The 19,484-nt window shown below is 61.2% G+C and carries 10 protein-coding genes and 1 pseudogene; 8 read left to right on the top strand and 3 right to left on the bottom strand.

Translation table 11 applies throughout. The annotated features are described in order from the left end of the window. Window positions 1-105 precede the first annotated feature (105 nt). The 8 genes from AC5J09_RS05440 (at window position 106) to AC5J09_RS05405 (ending at window position 14,809) form a co-directional block, all read left to right on the top strand. On the top strand, window positions 106-654 hold the full coding sequence (locus AC5J09_RS05440) for a TRAP transporter small permease subunit (protein WP_324763948.1): 549 nt from the start codon (window positions 106-108) through the stop codon (window positions 652-654). A gap of 17 nt (window positions 655-671) precedes the next feature. Beyond that, on the top strand, window positions 672-2,243 hold the full coding sequence (locus tag AC5J09_RS05435) for a TRAP transporter large permease (RefSeq protein WP_324763949.1): 1,572 nt from the start codon (window positions 672-674) through the stop codon (window positions 2,241-2,243). A gap of 66 nt (window positions 2,244-2,309) precedes the next feature. Beyond that, window positions 2,310-3,425 (top strand): TRAP transporter substrate-binding protein, encoded by a 1,116-nt coding sequence (locus AC5J09_RS05430; protein ID WP_324763950.1) that lies wholly within the window; start codon window positions 2,310-2,312, stop codon window positions 3,423-3,425. A gap of 763 nt (window positions 3,426-4,188) precedes the next feature. Then, window positions 4,189-5,889 (top strand): chloride channel protein, encoded by a 1,701-nt coding sequence (locus AC5J09_RS05425; protein ID WP_494297150.1) that lies wholly within the window; start codon window positions 4,189-4,191, stop codon window positions 5,887-5,889. Between the two features lie 307 nt (window positions 5,890-6,196). Beyond that, window positions 6,197-6,943: a DUF1194 domain-containing protein gene (locus tag AC5J09_RS05420; RefSeq protein ID WP_416385272.1), complete on the top strand. Its 747-nt coding sequence runs from the start codon at window positions 6,197-6,199 to the stop codon at window positions 6,941-6,943. A gap of 674 nt (window positions 6,944-7,617) precedes the next feature. Next, complete coding sequence (locus AC5J09_RS05415) at window positions 7,618-9,273, top strand: LuxR C-terminal-related transcriptional regulator (RefSeq protein ID WP_324763953.1); 1,656 nt, start codon at window positions 7,618-7,620, stop codon at window positions 9,271-9,273. Window positions 9,274-9,405: 132 nt separating this feature from the next. After that, the gene (locus AC5J09_RS05410; RefSeq protein ID WP_324763954.1) at window positions 9,406-11,169 is read left to right on the top strand and encodes an alpha/beta fold hydrolase; all 1,764 of its coding nucleotides are present in this window, start codon (window positions 9,406-9,408) and stop codon (window positions 11,167-11,169) included. A gap of 370 nt (window positions 11,170-11,539) precedes the next feature. Then, the gene (locus tag AC5J09_RS05405) at window positions 11,540-14,809 is read left to right on the top strand and encodes an adenylate/guanylate cyclase domain-containing protein (protein ID WP_324763955.1); all 3,270 of its coding nucleotides are present in this window, start codon (window positions 11,540-11,542) and stop codon (window positions 14,807-14,809) included. A gap of 480 nt (window positions 14,810-15,289) precedes the next feature. On the opposite strand, the gene AC5J09_RS05400 is transcribed toward AC5J09_RS05405, so the two are convergent. The 3 genes and pseudogenes from AC5J09_RS05400 to AC5J09_RS05390 form a co-directional block, all read right to left on the bottom strand. Continuing rightward, complete coding sequence (locus AC5J09_RS05400; protein WP_324763956.1) at window positions 15,290-15,946, bottom strand: redoxin domain-containing protein; 657 nt, start codon at window positions 15,944-15,946, stop codon at window positions 15,290-15,292. Between the two features lie 585 nt (window positions 15,947-16,531). Next, window positions 16,532-17,631 (bottom strand): annotated as a pseudogene (locus tag AC5J09_RS05395) (IS1595 family transposase). 319 nt (window positions 17,632-17,950) lie between these two features. Beyond that, window positions 17,951-19,423 carry an NAD-dependent succinate-semialdehyde dehydrogenase gene (locus AC5J09_RS05390; protein WP_324763957.1) on the bottom strand — a complete coding sequence of 491 codons (1,473 nt, stop codon included), beginning with the start codon at window positions 19,421-19,423 and terminating at the stop codon, window positions 17,951-17,953. Window positions 19,424-19,484: the final 61 nt, after the last annotated feature.

Below are 19,484 nucleotides of genomic sequence, written 5' to 3'. Positions count from 1 at the left end.
AGGCGGTTTTATTTGATGGTCCCAACTATCTTGTTCACCCAATGAGGACGCCATACGAGTTCCGATGACGGTCGGCGGAGGGTTCCGGCCGGGGAGGAATTCAACATGTCCGGCCTTTTGTCACTGTCGCGCGTCATCGACGCGCTCAACACGTTTATTGGAAAATCGGTGTCGTGGCTGCTGCTTGCCGCGGTGCTGATCAGTGCCGTCAACGCCGTCACGCGCAAGCTCTTCAGCCTGAGCTCCAACGCGTGGCTGGAAGCGCAGTGGTACCTGTTTTCCGCCGTCTTCCTGATCGCGGCTGCCTATACCCTGCTTAGCAGCGAACATGTGAAGGTCGACCTTGTCTACGGGCACCTGCCGCGGAGGGCCCAGCTCTGGGTCGAAATCCTCGGCACGATCTTCTTCCTGTTCCCTTTCTGCCTCATCACCATCTATCTCTCCTGGCCGATCGTGGTGTCGAAGTTCCTGAGCGGTGAGGTGTCGAACAACACCGGCGGCCTGCTTCTCTGGCCGGTCTGGGCGCTGATCCCCGTCGGCTTCGGCCTGCTGACGCTGCAGGGTGTCTCCGAGCTCATCAAGCGCTTAGCGATTTTGCGCGGCGACATGCCCGACGCAACGGCACTTGCCGACGCCGAAGCCCAGACGCTCTAACGCCGGGAACCGATCGCATGTTTGCTTTCTTCGCCGAAAATCTCGCGCCCATCATGTTCCTGTCGCTGATCGTCGTGCTGCTGATGGGCTATCCCGTCGCTTTCGCATTGGCCTTCGTCGGCTTTGTCTTCGGCTTCATCGGCATTGAAATGGGCCTGCTGCCGATCAACCTGTTCGGCGCCGTGCCCGACCGCATCTTCGGGCAAATGTCGAACGAAACCCTGCTTGCCATACCGTTCTTCACCTTCATGGGGCTGATCCTGGAACGAAGTGGCATGGCGGAGGACCTGCTCGATACGATCGGCCAGCTGTTCGGTCCGATCCGCGGCGGGCTTGCCTTCGCGGTCATCTTCGTCGGCGCGATCCTTGCGGCCACCACTGGCGTTGTCGCGGCCTCGGTCATCTCGATGGGCTTGATCTCGCTGCCGATCATGCTGCGGTACGGCTACGACCGGCGCGTGGCGGCCGGCACGATCGCGGCGTCGGGAACGCTCGCACAGATCATCCCACCGTCGCTCGTGCTGATCATCCTCGCCGACCAGCTCGGCCGCTCGGTCGGCGACATGTACAAGGGCGCGCTGGTGCCCGGCCTGCTGCTCGTTGCGATCTATGCCGGTTACATCATTCTCATGTCCTACCTACAGCCCGCCAGCGTTCCGGCGTTGCCGCCAGAGGCCCGCACGCTGCGCGGCTGGAAGCTTGCCCGAAAGGTGGTGACCTCCCTGGTGCCGCCGCTCGTTCTGATCTTCCTGGTGCTCGGCACAATCTTCATCGGCCTTGCGACGCCCACCGAAGGCGGCGCGATGGGAGCCGTCGGCGCGCTCATCCTGGCCGCATCCAACCGCCGCCTCGATCTCTCCATGATGAGGTCAGCGCTCCATGCCACGGCGAAACTGTCGTCCTTCGTGATTTTCATCCTGCTCGGCGCGCGCGTCTTCTCGCTGACCTTCTACGGCGTCGACGGCCATATCTGGGTCGAGCACTTGATGACCTCGATCCCCGGCGGGGAAATCGGCTTCCTCATCGTTGCCAACCTGCTGGTGTTCTTCCTGGCCTTCTTCCTCGATTATTTCGAGCTGGCCTTCATCATCATCCCGCTGCTAGCGCCGGTCGCCGAGGCGCTCGGCATTGACCTGATTTGGTTCGGCGTGATGCTGGCGATCAACATGCAGACCTCGTTCATGCATCCGCCCTTCGGCTTCTCGCTGTTCTACCTGCGATCCGTTGCACCCAACCGTGCCTACAAGGACAGGGTGACCGGCGCGACGATCAAGCCGGTGACCTCGGGCCAGATCTACATGGGCGCCCTGCCGTTCCTCGGGATCCAACTGTTCATGGTCGCGATGGTCGTGGCATTCCCGGGTCTCGTCACCCACTACAAGTCCGGCCAGACGGCGGTCGATCCGACGACGATCCAGCTGAATGTGCCGATGCCCGGTGCCGAGGGTGAAAACCCGTTCGGAACGCCGACGCAGCCCTTCGGCGCGCCGGAACCGTCTGATGACAGTTCGATGCCGTCCTTTGGAACGCAAACACCCGAATTCGGTTCGCCGCAGCCGAACTTCGGCCAGCCCGCCCAGTCCAAATGACCACAACCAACGGTCCCGGTCGGACAGCCGTGCCGGCCGAACACGCAGCCTTCTGAGGAGAATACGATGAATGACATTTTCAACCGCCGCAACTTTCTGACCAAGGGCGCGCTCGGCGGCGCGGCAGCGGTCGCCGGGGCGTCGCTCGCCGCACCGGCAATCGCCCAGGAACTCCCGACCCTGAAATGGCGTTTGACGTCCGGCTTCCCGAACAATCTCGACACCATCTATGGCGGCGCCGTCGTCATGGCGGAAGCGCTGTCGAAGATGACCGAGGGCAAGTTCCAGATCCAGGTCTTCCAGGCCGGAGAACTGGTGCCAGGCCCCCAGGCGATCGACGCGGTGCAAAGCAACACAGTGGAAATCGCCCATACCTGCGGCTACTATTTCACAGGCAAGAACCCGACCTTCGCGATCGGCTCGACCATCCCCTTCGGCCTCAACGCCCGCCAGCAGAATGCCTGGCTCTATCACGGCGGCGGCAACGAGCTTTATGACGAGTTCCTGAAGGAATACGGCATCGTAGGCAAGCCCGGCGGCGGCACCGGTGCCCAGATGGGCGGCTGGTTCCGCAATGAGATCAAGACGCTTGACGACCTCAATGGCATCAAGATGCGTATTGCCGGAGTTGCCGGCGAGGTCATGTCGCGCCTTGGCGTCGTACCGCAGCAGCTTCCGGGCGGCGACATCTATCCGGCGCTGGAACGCGGCACGATCGATGCCGCCGAATGGGTCGGCCCCTATGACGACGAGCGCCTCGGCTTCTACCAGATCGCTCCGTATTACTACTACCCGGCCTATTGGGAGGGCGGGCTGACCATCCACTTCTTCATCAACAAGGCGCAGTACGAAGCGCTGCCTGAGGCCTACAAGGTCGCGCTTGACACGGCTTGCAAGGCTGCCAACATCAACATGCAGGCGCTTTACGACGTGAAGAACACGACGGCGATCCGCTCCCTGGTCGGCAAGGGAGTCAACCTTCGCCCGATGCCGCGCGACGTGATGGACGCCGCCTATAAGGCGACCTTCGAGCTCTATGCCGAATACAGCGAGAAGCACCCCGCTTGGGCGAAGATCTATCCGGCCTGGAAGAAGTTCCGCGACGAGTCCTTCGAGTGGTTCCGCGTCGCCGAATACAGCTACGACAGCTACGTGTATGCTGCCCAAGCGGCCGGAAAGTAACGCAGGATCATCTTGTGTGGCGCAGCGTTGCGCCACACAAGACAGATTGCCAGATTGCCTCGCATGTGCGATCGGCGCGTGGCGGATACCCTAAAGCTTCTCTCTACGAGCACTGTCAACGGCGAAGCAAACTCCGGCCATGGTTTGAGCGGTGAAAGCTGGCACCACGCCCGGCCTGCCATCAGCCGCAGCGACGGCAAGCATTCCCGTCGATTCATTATGCGATCTTCTGTAGCATGAACGTTTTGGCTGTTCGATGAGACCGCTTTGCGTTGATAAGCAACTTCGCCAATGGGGGATCGCACCACCAGCGCTTCCAAGACGAGCACGCAATCGATGAACTTCGACGACGACATTCGAGGTTTCGGGGCGGGTCCGGCTCCTGAGAGCCATGAATTAAGACTGACAATATGCGGCGAGCCCCATATACCCAAATTCGCGAACGCCAACGGTACCGCAGTACTATGCCCTTGGAGTCTCCGATAATAGGCGCCGTCACCAATGCGTCGCCGAATGGAACCAACCCTCTCGCAGGACGTTGCCACCAGCCAGAGTACAACCAAGAACCCACCGTGCGAAGCGATGGAGACGACTGGGGTACTCCAGGAGGCCTGCAGGAGCACGGCGTTTGCGTCGCTAACGCCGTGCGTCCCGAGAGCTCGTTTCCGCTGGTTTTTCGTTCGGTGTGCTGCCGGCACAGATGCTTGCAAGGACACGGCCCGGAGCCCGTGGAACCCTACTCTTCAACTCGTGCTGCCGATCATTGAATGGTCCTTCGGATGTTGGCGGACGGCGCCGCGGCCAGTTCCTCGTCAGCCTCATAGCGCTCGTCACCAACGTGGTCTGGTTCGGACGGGTCAGCATCGAAGAAAGCTCGATTGCGCAGGTCGTCTTCTCTCCCTGGATGGTCTTCATCCCCGCTGTCGGCGGGCTCGTCATTGGTCTGATGGCGCGCTTCGGCTCGGAGAAGATCCGAGGCCACGGCATTCCCGAGGCGATTGAAGCGATCCTCATCGGCGGCAGCCGGATGTCCGCGAAAGTCGCCGTGCTGAAGCCGCTGTCGTCTGCCCTCTCGATCGGCACGGGTGGGCCATTCGGCGCCGAAGGACCGATCATCATGACCGGCGGTGCGATAGGATCGTTGTTCGCCCAGTTCTTTCACATGAGCGCCGCGGAACGCAAGACACTGCTGGTAGCCGGCGCGGCAGCGGGCATGACCGCCATTTTCGGTTCGCCCATCGCAGCGGTGATGCTGGCGGTGGAGTTGCTTCTGTTCGAATGGAAGCCGCGCAGCTTCATTCCGGTCGCCGGCTCGGCATGCGTGACGATCGCCTGGCGCCCGCTGCTCTTCGGCGCCGGCCCGCTCTTTCCGACGCAGTTCGATCTGCAGCTCCCTTGGTGGAATATCCTGCTTTGCGCAGGGATCGGCATCATTGCCGGCCTGCAATCTGGCCTCCTCACTACCCTTCTTTACAGGATTGAAGACGGGTTCGAACGCTTGCCGTTCCATTGGATGTGGTGGCCGGCCCTCGGTGGGCTTGCGATTGGGCTTGGCGGGATGGTTGAACCCCGCGCGCTCGGAGTTGGATATGATGTGATCGAAGGGCTGCTGAACAGCAGCATTCCGGCCTCGACGGTGGTGAGCATTCTCCTGGTCAAAGCCGCCATCTGGCTCGTGGCTCTTTCATCCGGTACGTCCGGAGGCGTGCTCGCCCCGTTGCTTATTCTTGGCGGTGCCGTTGGATGGCTGTTCGGTTTGCCACTTCCAGGCGAACCGGGGTTTTGGGCGCTTCTCGGTATGGCCGCAATGATGGGGGGAACAATGCGGGCGCCGTTGACCGGAACGTTCTTCGCCATGGAGATTACCGGCGATGTCGCGACGCTCATCCCCCTGCTGGCGGCCACCGTCGCTGCCTATGCGGTGATGGTCCTGCTGCTCCGCCGTTCTATACTGACGGAGAAGATTGCCCGCAGGGGCCAGCACATCGCCCGCGAGTATGGCGTTGATCCTTTCGAGTTCACGCGCGCCCGCGACATCATGGTCAAAGCCGTGGAAACCTTACCGGCGACAATGACCGTCGCGGAGGCCAGCACGCATTTCGGGTCGACGGACAAGGCGCATCGCGTCTATCCCGTCACCGAAGAAGGCGGCGTGCTGATCGGTGTCGTTTCACGCGCCGATGCGCTGAGATGGGAGGGGGAGGCTGATGCAGGAGCCGAGACATTGAAGGACAAAGTGTCCGACACGTCCATTCCGGTGGGGCATCCGGACGACACCGTCGGCCACATCGCAGACATCATGATCGCGGCCGATGCGGCGCGCATACCCATCACCGATCTCGCCTCCGGTGTGCTGGTGGGCCTCGTCTCCCGGAAAGATCTTCTTCGCCTCAGGCTGTCCCAGAAGTCCGCGGAGCTGGAGCGGCGACCGTATTTGGGGATAAGCGAGGAACTGCCTGATTAAGGAGGTGACATCTGTACACGGCCTGCCTTCAGGACTTCTTCATAGACCAGTTCGGTGCGGCAGGGAGGCCTGGTTTATGGCGAGAACATGACCTTGCCGAAGAACTATAGCCGCACCTCTCGAGAATAATGGGCCTGCCATCTCGTCCGAGCCCTAAGGTTATAGCCGCCGCAGTTTGTCTCGACCGCCCCTATCGGTTCGATGAAATGAGACATAGTCGACCGAATGGCACCATGATACGCAACTACCGAACGGCTTTATCCATGCTACAATCTTTCGAATTGCACAGTGGTCGGCAATGCACTGGATGATGGAAACGTTGCTCGCTTTGACTGTTGCGCCCGCCCAGATGACAGCGGCGCCACCTGCGCAAGTGGATGTCGAGCTGCTGCTGGCGGTCGACGTCTCCGCCTCGATGGACATCGAAGAGGCACGTACACAGCGCTTGGGCTATGTCGAGGCACTTAAGCATCCGGATTTCATCAACGCGGTGAAAAGCGGAATGCTCGGTCGTATTGCCATCGGCTACTACGAATGGTCCGGGGCGGTGAACCTACAGTCCGTCGTCCAGTGGCAGCTGATAGACGACGCCGAAGACGCGCAAAGGTTCGCCGAGAAAGTCGATAAGCCCGTCACAGGCTCGCGTCGCGGCACTTCTCTCTCTAATGCGATCCTATTCGGTACCCAATCAATCGACTCGAATGCATTTTCCGGAGCCCGTCGCGTTCTGGACTTATCGGGCGACGGCCCGAACAATTCCGGGCCCGCCGTCGCACCCGCCCGTGCCGCCGCATTGGAACGAGGCATCGTCATAAACGGTCTCGCCGTACTGATCCGTCCCTCTGTCTCCCTTACTCCGTTAGATCAATACTACAAAAATTGCGTTGTCGGCGGGCCGGGATCTTTCGTGCTGCCCGTTCACGAGCCTGAGGATTTTGCCATAGCGATACGGCAAAAACTCATCCTGGAAGTGAGCGGCGTGGCACCTTCAGTCTCCGCACTGCCCACCGCTGGTGAAGACACCGCTGAGTGCACTTTCCCATTTTGGCAATGAGATGTCATCGCCCCGCAGGAACCTCCCCTCCCCTTCAGTCACTCGCGCCGAACTGCAATCATGGGCTCTCGATGAGGAAGCTGAGCGCTGTGTTCTGACCTCTACATCGCCGGCCAAGATCGCGCGCCTTCTCCTGATGCGATGCCTCCCGAGACCCGAACCGGAGGCCACGAGCCGTGGCAATTCAAGGTGCTCCGCGCAATCACTTGAGATATGGATGAGGTCGTCGCTTCGGAACCGGAGAGCCTGCCCACACCCGCAGTCCGACCCTCCCCCTACGCCGGCTCTGCTAGCCGGAGTAGCCATCGCCGTTGCCGGACCGGAGATGCTCCGAAGCTTCGACCCCGCATCCGAGGCGGAGGAATCAGTGCCGTAATGCTGATTGTCGCTGGCAAGAGTTTCATCCTGTTCTGATCGCCGCTCCGCGACAAATTGAAAGAGCTCACACGTGACCGCCGCGCGCGGGCTGTACGCGCAAAGCTGCTCGCGAGGGAGGACCCCAAGCTCCTCAGGCAAGGCTTTCAAAAGGCAAATCGCCGAAATCAGCATGGGCCCGTTCTCGCAGAAGCGTTGATGTCAGCTCAGTATGAACGCCGTGAATGTCAGCAGACGTATTTGAGGCGCTGTGAGTTCCCAAATCTGTTAGAGTTTAGCAGAGGATCGGAGCATCGCAGATGGGCCCCCATCAACAGCGGTCGGAGCGTCGTGTCTCTGGGGCGATCGATCACCTCGGCCTCGGGCGCGATGCTTATCAGCGGCGGGCATGGTCCGACGCCTATCGGTGGCTTTCGCGTGCCGACGAAAAGGCCCCACTTGACCCAGAGGATGTCGAACGATTGGCGATTTCGGCCTATCTGGCCGGCCGAGACGACGAGTACCTGCAAGCCCTGGATCGCGCCCATCATTGCTATCTTGATGCTGAGGACTGCGTTCGCGCGGCGCGGGCCGCATTTTGGTTGGGGTTGCGCCTGGCGTTTCGTGGAGAAGTCGGTCCGGCGACCGGGTGGTTTGGTCGGGCCGAGCGACTGCTACAGCGCGAGGGGAAAGCCTGCGTCGAAGAAGGCTATCTCCTGCTTCCCGCCGCGGAGCAGCAGCTTAACGCCGGCGATGCCGAGACCGCCTACGCCACCGCTGCGCGAGCAGTCGAAATCGGCGACCGCTTCGCGGACGCCGACCTCAGCGCCTGCGCCCGCCATTTGCAGGGCCGGGCCCTCATCTTGCAGGGACAAGTGGCGAGAGGTCTCGCTCTTCTTGATGAGGCGATGGTCGCTGTTACCGCCGGAGAACTATCTCCGATCATGACCGGTCTGGTCTACTGTAGTGTGGTCGAGGCCTGCCAGCAGATCTATGCCGTGGATCGCGCCCGCGAATGGACGGCCGCATTGTCTGCGTGGTGTGCCGGGCAATTGCAATTGGTCACCTTCACGGGCACATGCCTTGTTCACCGCGCCGAGATCATGCAGACGAACGGCGCGTGGCGGGAGGCAATCGAGGAGGCTCGCCGCGCATGCACGGCACCTTCGCCGGGATCGGGGCACCACCCCCCTGCGGCAGCTTTTTACCAAGAGGCGGAGATACACCGCCTGCGCGGTGCGTTTACTGAAGCCGAGGAGGCATATCGTCAGGCGAGCCGGCTGGGGTGGGAACCGCTACCGGGTCTGGCCCTGTTGCGGCTTGCGCAGGGGCGCACCGAAACGGCCGTGAACGCGATCAAGCGTGCCTTGGGCACCACCATAAATCGGCTGCAGCGGACGAAGCTCCTGCCCGCCTATATCGAAATCATGATTGGCGCCGGCGATTTCGAGCCTGCGTGCGACGCCTGCCGCGAACTGGAAGAATGCGCCGATTACTTCCAGACTTCGATGCTGCGAGCGATGGCCGCCCACGCGACCGGTGCGGTCCATTTGGCGAAAGGCGATCCTCAGGACGCCCTTGCTGCGCTACGACGTGCCTTCGAGCTTTGGCTGCGGGTCGAAGCGCCGTACCATGCCGCGCGCGCGCGCAAGCTCATCGGGCTCGCCTGTGACGCACTCGGAGATGAGGAGAGCGCAACGCTAGAGTTGACCGCCGCTCGGGAGGCGTTCGAGCAGCTAGGCGCCGCACCCGATATCGCCGGCATGGTTCTCCCGATGCACGTTCACGGCTTGACACGGCGCGAACTACAGGTGCTGCGGCTGGTGGCGAGCGGCGAGCCGAACAAGAAGATCGCGGCTGAGCTCCGTCTCAGCCAAAGGACCATTGATCGGCACGTCAGCAACATTCTCAGTAAGCTCGATGTCTCGTCGCGAGCGGCCGCGACCGCGTGGGCCTACAAGCACAGACTTGTTTGAATATCCGGCGCGGCCAAGTGGGTGAAATTACCCATATCCCCATCCCGTAAATTGAGCGATTCGCCCGAAGCGGCGGTTCTTCTTTCGACGTAGGATCTTCTCAAGCTGAGAAGAGGACCTCTGGAGGACGCCATGATTACGAGCGATGCGGGAATGGGTCCGCGACAAGAAGATGCCGCACGGGAACGCACACCAACGACTGGAGGTCCTCGCGAACGGCTGCTCGCCGGCGTTTCGGTATCCGAGAAAACCCTGCGTCTGGCCGGCATCTCGACGGCGGTGCTGGACGGCGGCGCTGGACCGCCGATCATGTTGCTGCATGGTCCAGGAGAACATGCGGCCAAGTGGCTGCGGATCATCCCGGACCTGATCAAGACTTATCACGTCATCGCACCGGACCTACCGGGGCACGGAGCGTCCGAAATAACCGACGGTCCGATCGATGCCGATCGCGCGCTCGCTTGGCTCGGCGAATTGATCGAGAGCGTCTGCCCGACGCCCCCCGTTTTGGTAGGCCAGATCCTCGGCGGTGCCATTGCAGCGCGTTTCGCTGCCGCCAATAGCAATCGGCTGCGCTGCCTGGTGTTGTCTGATGCGCTCGGCCTTGCTCCCTTTCAGCCAGTGCCGGAGTTCGGGGCTGCGCTCATGGCGTTCGTCACGCATCCGAACGAGGAAAACCATGACCGCCTTTGGCAACGCTGCGCATACGACCTGGATACTCTGCGTGACCGCATGGGGGAGAGCTGGGATCGGCTAAGGGCGTACAACCTCGATCGGGCCCAAGTGCCGGGCCTCAAGCCAATCCAGCAGAGTTTGATGGAGCAGTTTGGGCTTCCGGCCATCACAGCAGCCGAACTGTCACGAATCTCCGTTCCCACGATCTTGATTTGGGGACGGCACGATCTCGCCACACCACTGCCTGTCGCCGAAGCCGCGAGTGCCCGCTACGGCTGGCCGCTGCACGTTATCGACAATGCGGCCGATGACCCCCCTATCGAACAGCCCGACGCCTTCTGTCGCACGCTGCGCGCCGCTTTGCGAGAGACTGTTGAAGCAGCATCCGAAACGGGCCTAGCACCAGCTAGTACTCGAGACGAGTGGGATCGAATTGCGCCGGGCTATGACCGGACCAACACCGAGACGCAAATGTGGCTCGGGAGCGAGGGGCTGCGCCGGGCCGGGCTCCGCGCAGGAATGAAGTTCCTGGACGTGGCGTCCGGCAGTGGTGCGCTCAGCATCCCGGCAGCACGGAGCGGCGCCGAGACGTTCGCCATCGATCAGTCAACCGTGATGCTGGAACTGCTCGGAGAGCGCGCGAACAAGGAAGCGCTTCGGATCGAGACGCTAGTAATGGATGGCCACGCCCTCGTGTTCCACGATAACAGCTTCGACATCGCCGGATCGCAGTTCGGCGTTATGCTGTTTCCGGACATGCCGAGGGGCATCCGGGAAATGGCGCGGGTTGTCAGACCGGGCGGACGAGTACTGGTCATCGCCTATGGCGATCCACATCAGATCGATTTCCTCGGGTTCTTCGTGCGGGCCGTCCAGTCGGTTCGTCCGAACTTCGAAGGTCCTCCCATGAACCCACCGCCGCTGCCATTCCAACTCAGAAATCCGGAAAGGCTATGCCAAGAGCTTACGGCCGCCGGGCTGAGGGAGGTTAGCGTCGAGACGATCACGGAGAGCACGGCCTTCAGAACCGGCGATGAGCTGTGGGACTGGATTGTATGGAGCAACCCGATCGTCGAAGAGGTGCTCGGCGATCTCGAACTGCGTGAAAGTGAGCGCGGTACGATCCGTCGGACGCTCAATCGAATGGTTCGCGACCGGGCCGATGACGGCGGCTCGGCCGTCCTCACCAATCCGATCAACGTCGGAATCGGGGTGAAGTGAACGCGTCGTAGGGTCCGCGGAATAGGCGAGGCATGCCGTTCTGGAGGGTTACCGACAGAGGTGTGTGCCAGAGAGTTTCCTTCAATTGGGACCTCCCTCTCGGATACTCGCATGGCTCATCGCGTAGCTGGGCAGACTCATCGGCGCCCCCATCAACATTTCTCTGGGTTCGGCAAGACGCTTACGGGCGCGGCTGCTCACCTCTCCCCTATTTGATTTGATTTGATTTTTGGGCCAGTCTTGGCGACCCGCCAGCGTCGTTTTGTTCACCCTGCTTGCCCGTTTTCCCTTACGGGTCCATTCTCATTTTTCCTATTGGGATGCTTAGGGAACCGGTCCAAGGCTATCGATGGGTCTACGGGGTTGATCGATGAACTGCGAGGGTTGCGGACTCGAGATCCAGAGCGGCTTTGCCTTCTGCCCGAAATGCGGGATGAGGCAACCAAAACCTTGCCCTGGCTGCGGTTATCCGTGCCCGTACGACTTTGCTTTCTGCCCGAAATGCGGCGCTCCCACGAACAGTGCGGGCGCAGCGGAGGACCCTACCATCCACGCCGGCTCAGCGCCGAGCGGGAAGGTTGGGCAACCGGCTCTGGCCGCGGTGGACGCCGACCGCCGCACGGTCACGGTTCTGTTCGCGGATCTCAGCGGCTTCACTGCACTGTCCGAGCAAATCGACCCGGAACTCATGCGGGCCCTGCAAAATGAGCTGTTCGAGGAGCTTACTGAGGCAGTGCAGAGGTTCGGCGGCTTCGTTGACAAGTTTATCGGCGATGCCCTGCTAGCGCTGTTCGGCGCGCCGGTCGCGCATGAGGAAGACCCGGAACGAGCGCTTCGTGCCGCCCTCGACATGGTCGAGCGAGCTTCGCGCATGCGCGAGCGCTGGCAGGCGCGGGCCGGCTCGCCGCCAGTCCTCCATATCGGCGTCAACACCGGACCGGTGGTCACCGGCGGCTTCGGCGCGGGAAGCGCCAAATCTTATTCGGTGACCGGCGACACCGTGAATACAGCGCAGCGGCTGCAATCGATGGCGTCACCCGGCGAGGTGCTGGTCGGGCCACTGACCCAGCGCCTAGCCCGGCATGCCTTCTGCTTCGAAACGCTCGGTGAGACCACGCTGCGCGGCAAGACAGGAAGCATACCAGTCTACCGCCTGCAGGGTTTGCGAGAAACCCCGCGTCCGGCGCGTGGGTTGGAGGCGCTGGGCCTCAGCGCCCCGCTGATCGGCCGAGATGCCGAGCTTGAGCGGATGTTGGCGAGCCTCGATCTGGCATGCCGGGGTTCGGCCCAACTGGTGCGGCTGGTCGGAGAAGCCGGCATCGGCAAGTCGCGGCTGGTCAACGAATTCATCGCGCGCATTCACGACGAAGAACGCTTTGCCGCTGTCGCTATCAGGAAGGCGGCCTGCTCTCCTCTCGGAGAGCAGTCCTATGGTACACTTGCTGCCGTCGTTCGAAGCGCCGCCGGCATGCCGCAAGGCGGCCCCGTAGCTGAAACCAGGGCAAGGCTTTCTGACCTGCTTGGCGAACTCGGTCTGGACGACGATGAGGCGGTCCGTTTGACGCCGCTTCTGTTCCATGTCGTCGGCCTCGGCGATCCGGAAGGCACCCTGCGGTATGTCGAACCCGAACAACTCCGCAGGCAGATCTTCTTTGCAATCCGCAGCATTTTCGAAAGGCGGCTGGCCCTCGCGCCGCTCCTGATCGTGGTGGAGGATTTGCATTGGGCAGACGCTGTGTCGCTGGAGGCGCTGCAGTACCTGATGGACCGGCTGGAACGGCGGCGGCTGATTCTGGTGTTCACCCATCGCCCGACATTCGACGTGGAACAACTCGATTCGAGGCGGATCAGCCACACGACGCTTCGTCTAGGTCCGCTTAACGACGGTAATGTGCGCAACATGCTCGCCTCTCTTTTCGGCGAAGGCTGGGACCAGGCGTTGAACACTCTGGGCAGCCGGATTCTCGACCGTGCCGGCGGAAACCCCCTATTTGTCGAAGAGATCGTGCGCGGCTTCATCGAGGGCGGGGTTCTGGTGCGAGACGGGCTTCATTGGCGGGCTGCGGCGAGTGAAACGGCGGCTGAAATTCCGGCGAGTATTCAAGCTATGCTGCTCGCCCGAATGGACAGGCTGCCGCCCGACGCGCGAAGGCTAGCCCAAGAAGCGGCGGTCCTCGGTCCGCGCTTCGACGCAACGCTGCTTGCCGCCGTTTCGACCCACCCGAAGCAGATCGAGGCGGGGCTCGATCTGCTCTGCGATGCAGAGATCATCGAGGAGGTGGCCGACAACGGTTCAATCGCGTCGCAATCCTATCGTTTCACCCAAGCCCTGCTCCAAGACGTGATCTACCAAAACCTCCTTCTGCAGCGGCGCACCGAAATGCATGGGCAGGTCGGGGCGGCCTTGGAACAATCATGCGGGCAAGAGCCAGAGCGCCTCGAAGATCTGCTGCTCCTCGGCCATCATTTCAGCCTGAGCGCGAACAGGCCAAAGGGTGCGCACTATTTACGTTCGGCCGGCGACCGGGCACGCTCGATTTACGCAAATGAAGACGCGATCCGGCACTACCAACAGGCGCTTACGGCGCTTGCCAATGATCCCGAGTCCGTGGAGCTTAGGCTCTCTCTGCGCGAGCGGATCGCCGACCTTTGCGGTTCGACGGGTCGGCGCGAGGCAGCCCACGAACACTACGGGACGGTGCTTGAGGCTCGCCGGGACACAGGCGACCGCGTCGGGGCGGCGCGGATACTGCGCAAACTCGGCCGATTGTTTTGGCAAGCCGGCAAAAGAAGCCAAGCTGAGGCGCATTATGCCGAAGCGGCTATGTCGCTCGAAGGAACGGACGCGCGAATCGAGCAGGCGCTTCTGCTCCAGGAGCGTGGTCGCCTGGCGTTTCGGAGCGGGGAGCATACCGCCGCCGTCAAGTGGGCGGATGAAGCGCTCGAACGCGCCGTGTCGCTGCCGATGGATGCCGACGAGGGGACTAGGTTGGAGGCGGCGCACGCAACCGCTGAAGCGCTCAACACAAAAGGGGTCGCGCTGGCGCGGCTCGAACGAAGCCGCGAGGCGGTGTTAGAGGTGGAACGGAGCGTCGAGATTGCCGAGGCGGCCGGCCTGCTTAGCGCCGCCTGCCGTGGCTACACGAATCTTGGCGTGCTCTACACTGTGATCGATCCGGCGCGGGCAATAGAGGTGTGTCGACAAGGCCTCGAAGTGGCGCGCCGGATCGGCGATCTCGGCTTCCAATCACGTCTTCTCGCCAATCTCGCTGTCGCCAGTTGCACCTTCACCGACCGCTGCGGTGACGAGGGCATTCCTGCCGCCGAGAAGGCGATAGAGCTAGACCGCGCACTCGACCAACGCGAGCATCTGCCTGTCCCGCTCATTGTTCTTGGACAGATCCATCAGTGCCATGCGAAGCCGGAGCTCGCGGCACGCTGTTACAATGAGGCACTGGAGGTGGCGCGAGAAACAGGCGAGCCGCAAATGCTTTTTCCGTGTTATGACGGCCTTGCTACACTGAGTCTCGACGTCGGCGATATGGCCGAGGCCGAGCGGTATTTTTCCCTGGCGCAGAATGTATGCAACCAGCACGGGCTTGATCCCGAAGGGCTGGTCGTCCTGCCGTTCCTCGATTAGCCGGGTGGAGGAACCGGATCTGTCCGAGCGTCATCCCGAAGGCCGCTGCAGCGGGTCGACCGTGCGCCAAATGCTCGATTAGCAGTGACGGGAAGATCGCCATCACGATTAAAGTTGGCAAAAGCCGCTCTTGGTCGGCATGTTCCGCGGGCTGCATTGGCTATTGTTAAGACGTCACATCGATGTACAGGCACAAAGTGTAGGGTCTTGAGCCGAAAGGGGCCGAATCGCTGGCCGTCCCAAACACTCCGACCAGGCGCGCGCCCTGTATTTCCACCATTGGCGGATGCAAGACCTTCTCTCAGCGTCATAGAGCGCTGATGTCAACCGCCGCGCAGGTCCTCTGTCCCAGTGTATTCGGCCTAGCGGACAATCGAGGGCAGATTGGTCGACAGTGGCATTAAGCCGGCGAGGAGCGGGTGCGTTTACCGGCTTGCTTTCCAGTTCGGGGCGGTATTGGACGCGATGAGACATGGATGGTTATGCGGCCAGCGCGCTCGCTGCGGCCATGATTTCGTAAGTAGAAGGAAACTTGCCCAGACCGGCTAGTCCATCGCCGGCACACTCAATATTAGCCCAGCGGACGAAACCGTCCCTATCGATTAAAAATTGGCCCTTAAGCTGAGGCCACTGTCGCTGCATATCGACTTGGTCCGTTTCGTTCTCCTTGTAGCCGTCTAGCTTTCCAACGGAGTCGGCCGCTTTCGTGATCGGCAGTGGTTCTGCTAACAACCCGTCCGGGTTGATCAGGGTCGTTTCCAGCGCCCTCAGGAATTCTGGCGTCGGGTTGGGTCTTGGGACGCCGTATGCTTGGTGCGTCGAGAGTTCGGGATCAGCCGCCAGACGAAGGCGTGTGGGCCGATAGCGGAAATAAAGCTGGGCGTTGTCCGGCGGTGTTGCCACAACTCCCAGCGTTTCAACTCCGGCAGACTTAAGCGCAGGCTCGGATGCTGAGATCTGGGCAATCGCGCGGCGGCAGAAAGGGCACCAGAGACCTACGAACAACGCGAGAAACAATGGGGTCCTTCCCCTATAGTCGGACAAGGAAACAGTCCCGCTGCCGTCCACTGCGGGTAAAGCAAAATACGGAGCGGGTTCCCCTGGCGATACAGGTTGGGAATTCTGAGTGATGTTCATGAGAACGACTCCTCCTAAACAGCAAGCACCATCATGAAGCAACGCGGACCGGCGAAAGATGGGTCGGCCTGACGCATTTCCGCGGCTAGGAGCGCCTCTCCCCCCGTACAATGGGAACGATGCTGGCTGAGTTTACATGCTTACCTGTCACTGAGACAATGATCCCAGGGTTGCTGCTCGACGTGAGCGCCGTCCTCGGCTCCCTCGTACGATAGGAGTCTTATGATAGTAAATCTCTGTGTCCTGAGCCGCGCCCGCGTAGTGATGCATGCACGCGCCACCGCCACAAGCAGATGATTGCTGACGCGGTTATAGCCTATGCGACGCGCCCGCCAAAACCTTGATCATTTAGGTGCCCTGAGCAACTTTCGTCCAGACGCAAAACTCGAAGCGCAATGTCGTTTGCAATTGAATCAAGCGTCCCTTCGAGGCGGAGCGCTTGAAGGCCCTCGAAGAGGAAAACGCCAACCAACTCCGGAGAAGGGATCTTGCTTTAGGCGGCAGTGACCGGCCACGGGTAATTCCTCCACGTTGAATTAGTGTCAGCGGGCAGAGAGCAGAGTTCCGGTCGATACATCGCCTTTATCAACCAAAGACAGCGACTGCTGATTTGCGATGATCCCACCATCCGGACTTCTCCGCATTTGGCGGCCGGTAGCGGCGCGAAAGACTTGCAGCAATTGCAGCGCCGGCGGCACCCTTGACCACAGGGTTTTCATGCGTTCCCTGCCAATTCGGCTTTTCCGCACTGCCTGGCCCGAAACAATGCGCTGTGACCAGCGGAAGCCAATCTCGTGGAAATACAGGTCGGCATGTTGGGGGCTGAGATGATGAAAGACACCGGCAATTGTGCGGCGGACCCGGGAATTGAAACCTTCGACCCAATTGACATGAACGGCGTCCCGAACGTATTCGCGGCTCGAATGCTTCACGGTGTCATGCCTGGCATAGTTCTCGCCAAGGGCTATGAGCGGTGTCGCCTCATCACTCATCACGCAGGCATGAGGTTCGATCTGCGTTTCGGCGGCGCGCGCCGCTGCACGTAGCGAAAGACCAGTCACCACCACAACACGCGCCTCACCGGCCGGAGTGCCGAGTGTGACGTCACTGGTCGCTGCACCATCACCATGACCGGTGTCTTCTGCGTATTTGGCTGACCTTTTCGGCCCCGTCCAGGCGGTGGATCGTCCGGATTTATTCTTGGTCGCCCACCGAGATGAAAATGGTCGATCTCCACCGTGCCATCGAGCATGTGCTCGCGCGCCGCCATGAGACGCAGAGCGCGTCCCATCCGCCAGGCCGTGGGTTGGCTCACTCCCAGAGCCTCGGCGAGGCGCACCGACGACAAACCTTCATCCGACTGCAACATCAGCCACATGCCCTTCAGCCAAAGACTCAAAGGTAGTTTGGTGGAATGCAGAGGCGTGTAGGTCGTCACCGCGAACTGGAACCGGCAATCGCCGCTGGAACACTGATAGAGACCCGAACGCGCACGCCGCTTGCCAGTGTCTGTCGCGCGCGGCTATAGCAATCGAGCGTTTGTAACCACAGGCAGGGTAAACTCTCCCAGCCGGGCAGCCATGCTTTCCAGCAATCGCCGGCACTGCTCCTCATCGCGAAAGGCCACAATCATATCTTTCTGTGGGCCGAATGTTGGCAAGCGATGCAAGCATCGTTTCCGACATTCTCATCTCCTTCGGATCATAACCTGAAGAATCGCATGGTAGCCGTTTGCTATCAAGGGTTCTGCTTGTCTTTCGTTGATAAAGGCCTGATCACATAATGCGATTTATTGAGCTCAGAACGCGAACATCTTCCCGACAAACCGTACGGGGCACCTTTCGAGGGCAGCACGCGAGCCCGCTCGCGCGGGATCGCTAAGTTATGCTAGAGGCGCGCGTTCCTGTCTCGCGCTTCGGCTCACCATCCAAGTGCGAAGCTTGGCGCACACTCCGTGTCGAGATTTGCCCCGTTGCATTGGTCAGCGCGAAACCTGCGCCACGGTCAGATGCTTAGGCAGAGGTATTTGATCTCCACATAGTCTTCAATGCCATACTTGGAGCCTTCGCGGCCCTGGCCGGACTGCTTGATGCCGCCGAAGGGGGCCGCCTCTGTGGAGATCAGGCCGGTGTTGACGCCGACCATGCCGTATTCCAGCGCTTCCGCTACGCGGAAGATCTTGCTCATATCCTTCGAGTAGAAGTAGGACGCCAGACCAAACTCGGTATTGTTGGCCGTTTCAATGACCTCCTCCTCCGTCTCGAATTTGAAGAGCGGCGCAACAGGTCCAAAGGTTTCCTCGCGAGCGATCTTCATGTCGATAGTGACACCCGTCAGCACGGTTGGCTCGAAAAACAGGCCGCCTCGGGCATTGCCGCCGAGAACCACTTCCGCGCCCTTTGCCACAGCGTCACCGATATGTTCCTCGACCTTGGCGAGTGCCTTTTCGGAGATCAGCGGGCCGGCGTCGATACCCGGTTCGAATCCGTCGCCAATCTTCATCTCCCGAACCTTGGCGGCAAGCTTCGCGGCAAAGCCGTCATAGACGCCGGCCTGCACGAAGAGCCTGTTGGCGCAGACGCAGGTCTGACCGTTGTTGCGGTACTTGGAGATCATGGCCCCTTCGACCGCCGCGTCGAGATCCGCATCGTCAAAGACGATGAAGGGCGCGTTGCCCCCGAGTTCGAGGCCAAGCTTCATGATCTGATCAGCGCCCTGGCGCATCAGGATCTTGCCGACATCGGTCGATCCGGTGAAGGTAAGCTTGCGCACCTTGTCGTTCGCACACATCTCCTTGCCAATACTGGCGGAGTCGGTCGAGAGGACGACGTTGAAGAGCCCCGCCGGCAGGCCGGCGCGCTCCGCCAAAACCGCGATCGCAAGCGCCGAAAGCGGCGTTTCCGCCGCAGGCTTCGCGACCATTGCGCAGCCGGCGGCAACCGCCGGCGACATCTTGCGGGCGAGCATCGCGTTCGGAAAATTCCACGGAGTGATCGCGGCCACGACCCCGACCGGTTGCTTGATCACGATGATGCGCTTGTCTGGCCGGTGTCCGGGAATGGTGTCGCCATAGACGCGCTTTGCTTCCTCGCCGAACCATTCGACGTAGGACGCCCCGTAAAGGATTTCGCCCCTCGCCTCCGCGAGCGGCTTGCCCATTTCCATGGTCAGGATGGTAGCAAGGTCGTCGGCATTGGCAACCATCAGGTCGTAGAGGTTGCGCAGCACCGCGGCGCGTTCCTTGCCGGTCTTTTTCGCCCATGCCTTTTGCGCTGCGTGCGCCGCATCGATGGCATGCGCGGTTTCGGCCCGGCCCATGTCGGGCAATGTGGCGATAGCCTCGCCCGTCGCTGGATTGGTGACGTCGAATGTCTTGCCGCTGTCGCTTCTCGCGAGCCACTCGGCGCCGACCAGCCCCTTGTCAACTGCAAGGCTGGTATCCTTCAGTTTGACGAGCAGGGTTTCCGAAATCGTCATTCACAGGCCTCCTCGCGCGAACGTGCGCGTCTTGCTCCCGAAGAGCCAGATTTCTGTCGTC

This window comes from Sinorhizobium sp. (genome assembly GCF_059070375.1).
The sequence above is the reverse complement of the archived record's forward strand: the minus strand, read 5'-3'. Positions and strand labels throughout refer to the sequence as shown.

What these genes read in the sequence shown, in the direction of transcription:
- AC5J09_RS05440 (WP_324763948.1), top strand. Translation starts at nt 106, where the DNA reads ATGTCCGGCCTTTTGTCACTGTCGCGCGTCATCGACGCGCTCAACACG.
- AC5J09_RS05435 (WP_324763949.1), top strand. Translation starts at nt 672, where the DNA reads ATGTTTGCTTTCTTCGCCGAAAATCTCGCGCCCATCATGTTCCTGTCG.
- AC5J09_RS05430 (WP_324763950.1), top strand. Translation starts at nt 2,310, where the DNA reads ATGAATGACATTTTCAACCGCCGCAACTTTCTGACCAAGGGCGCGCTC.
- AC5J09_RS05420 (WP_416385272.1), top strand. Translation starts at nt 6,197, where the DNA reads ATGATGGAAACGTTGCTCGCTTTGACTGTTGCGCCCGCCCAGATGACA.
- AC5J09_RS05415 (WP_324763953.1), top strand. Translation starts at nt 7,618, where the DNA reads ATGGGCCCCCATCAACAGCGGTCGGAGCGTCGTGTCTCTGGGGCGATC.
- AC5J09_RS05410 (WP_324763954.1), top strand. Translation starts at nt 9,406, where the DNA reads ATGATTACGAGCGATGCGGGAATGGGTCCGCGACAAGAAGATGCCGCA.
- AC5J09_RS05405 (WP_324763955.1), top strand. Translation starts at nt 11,540, where the DNA reads ATGAACTGCGAGGGTTGCGGACTCGAGATCCAGAGCGGCTTTGCCTTC.
- AC5J09_RS05400 (WP_324763956.1), bottom strand. Translation starts at nt 15,946, where the DNA reads ATGAACATCACTCAGAATTCCCAACCTGTATCGCCAGGGGAACCCGCT.
- AC5J09_RS05390 (WP_324763957.1), bottom strand. Translation starts at nt 19,423, where the DNA reads ATGACGATTTCGGAAACCCTGCTCGTCAAACTGAAGGATACCAGCCTT.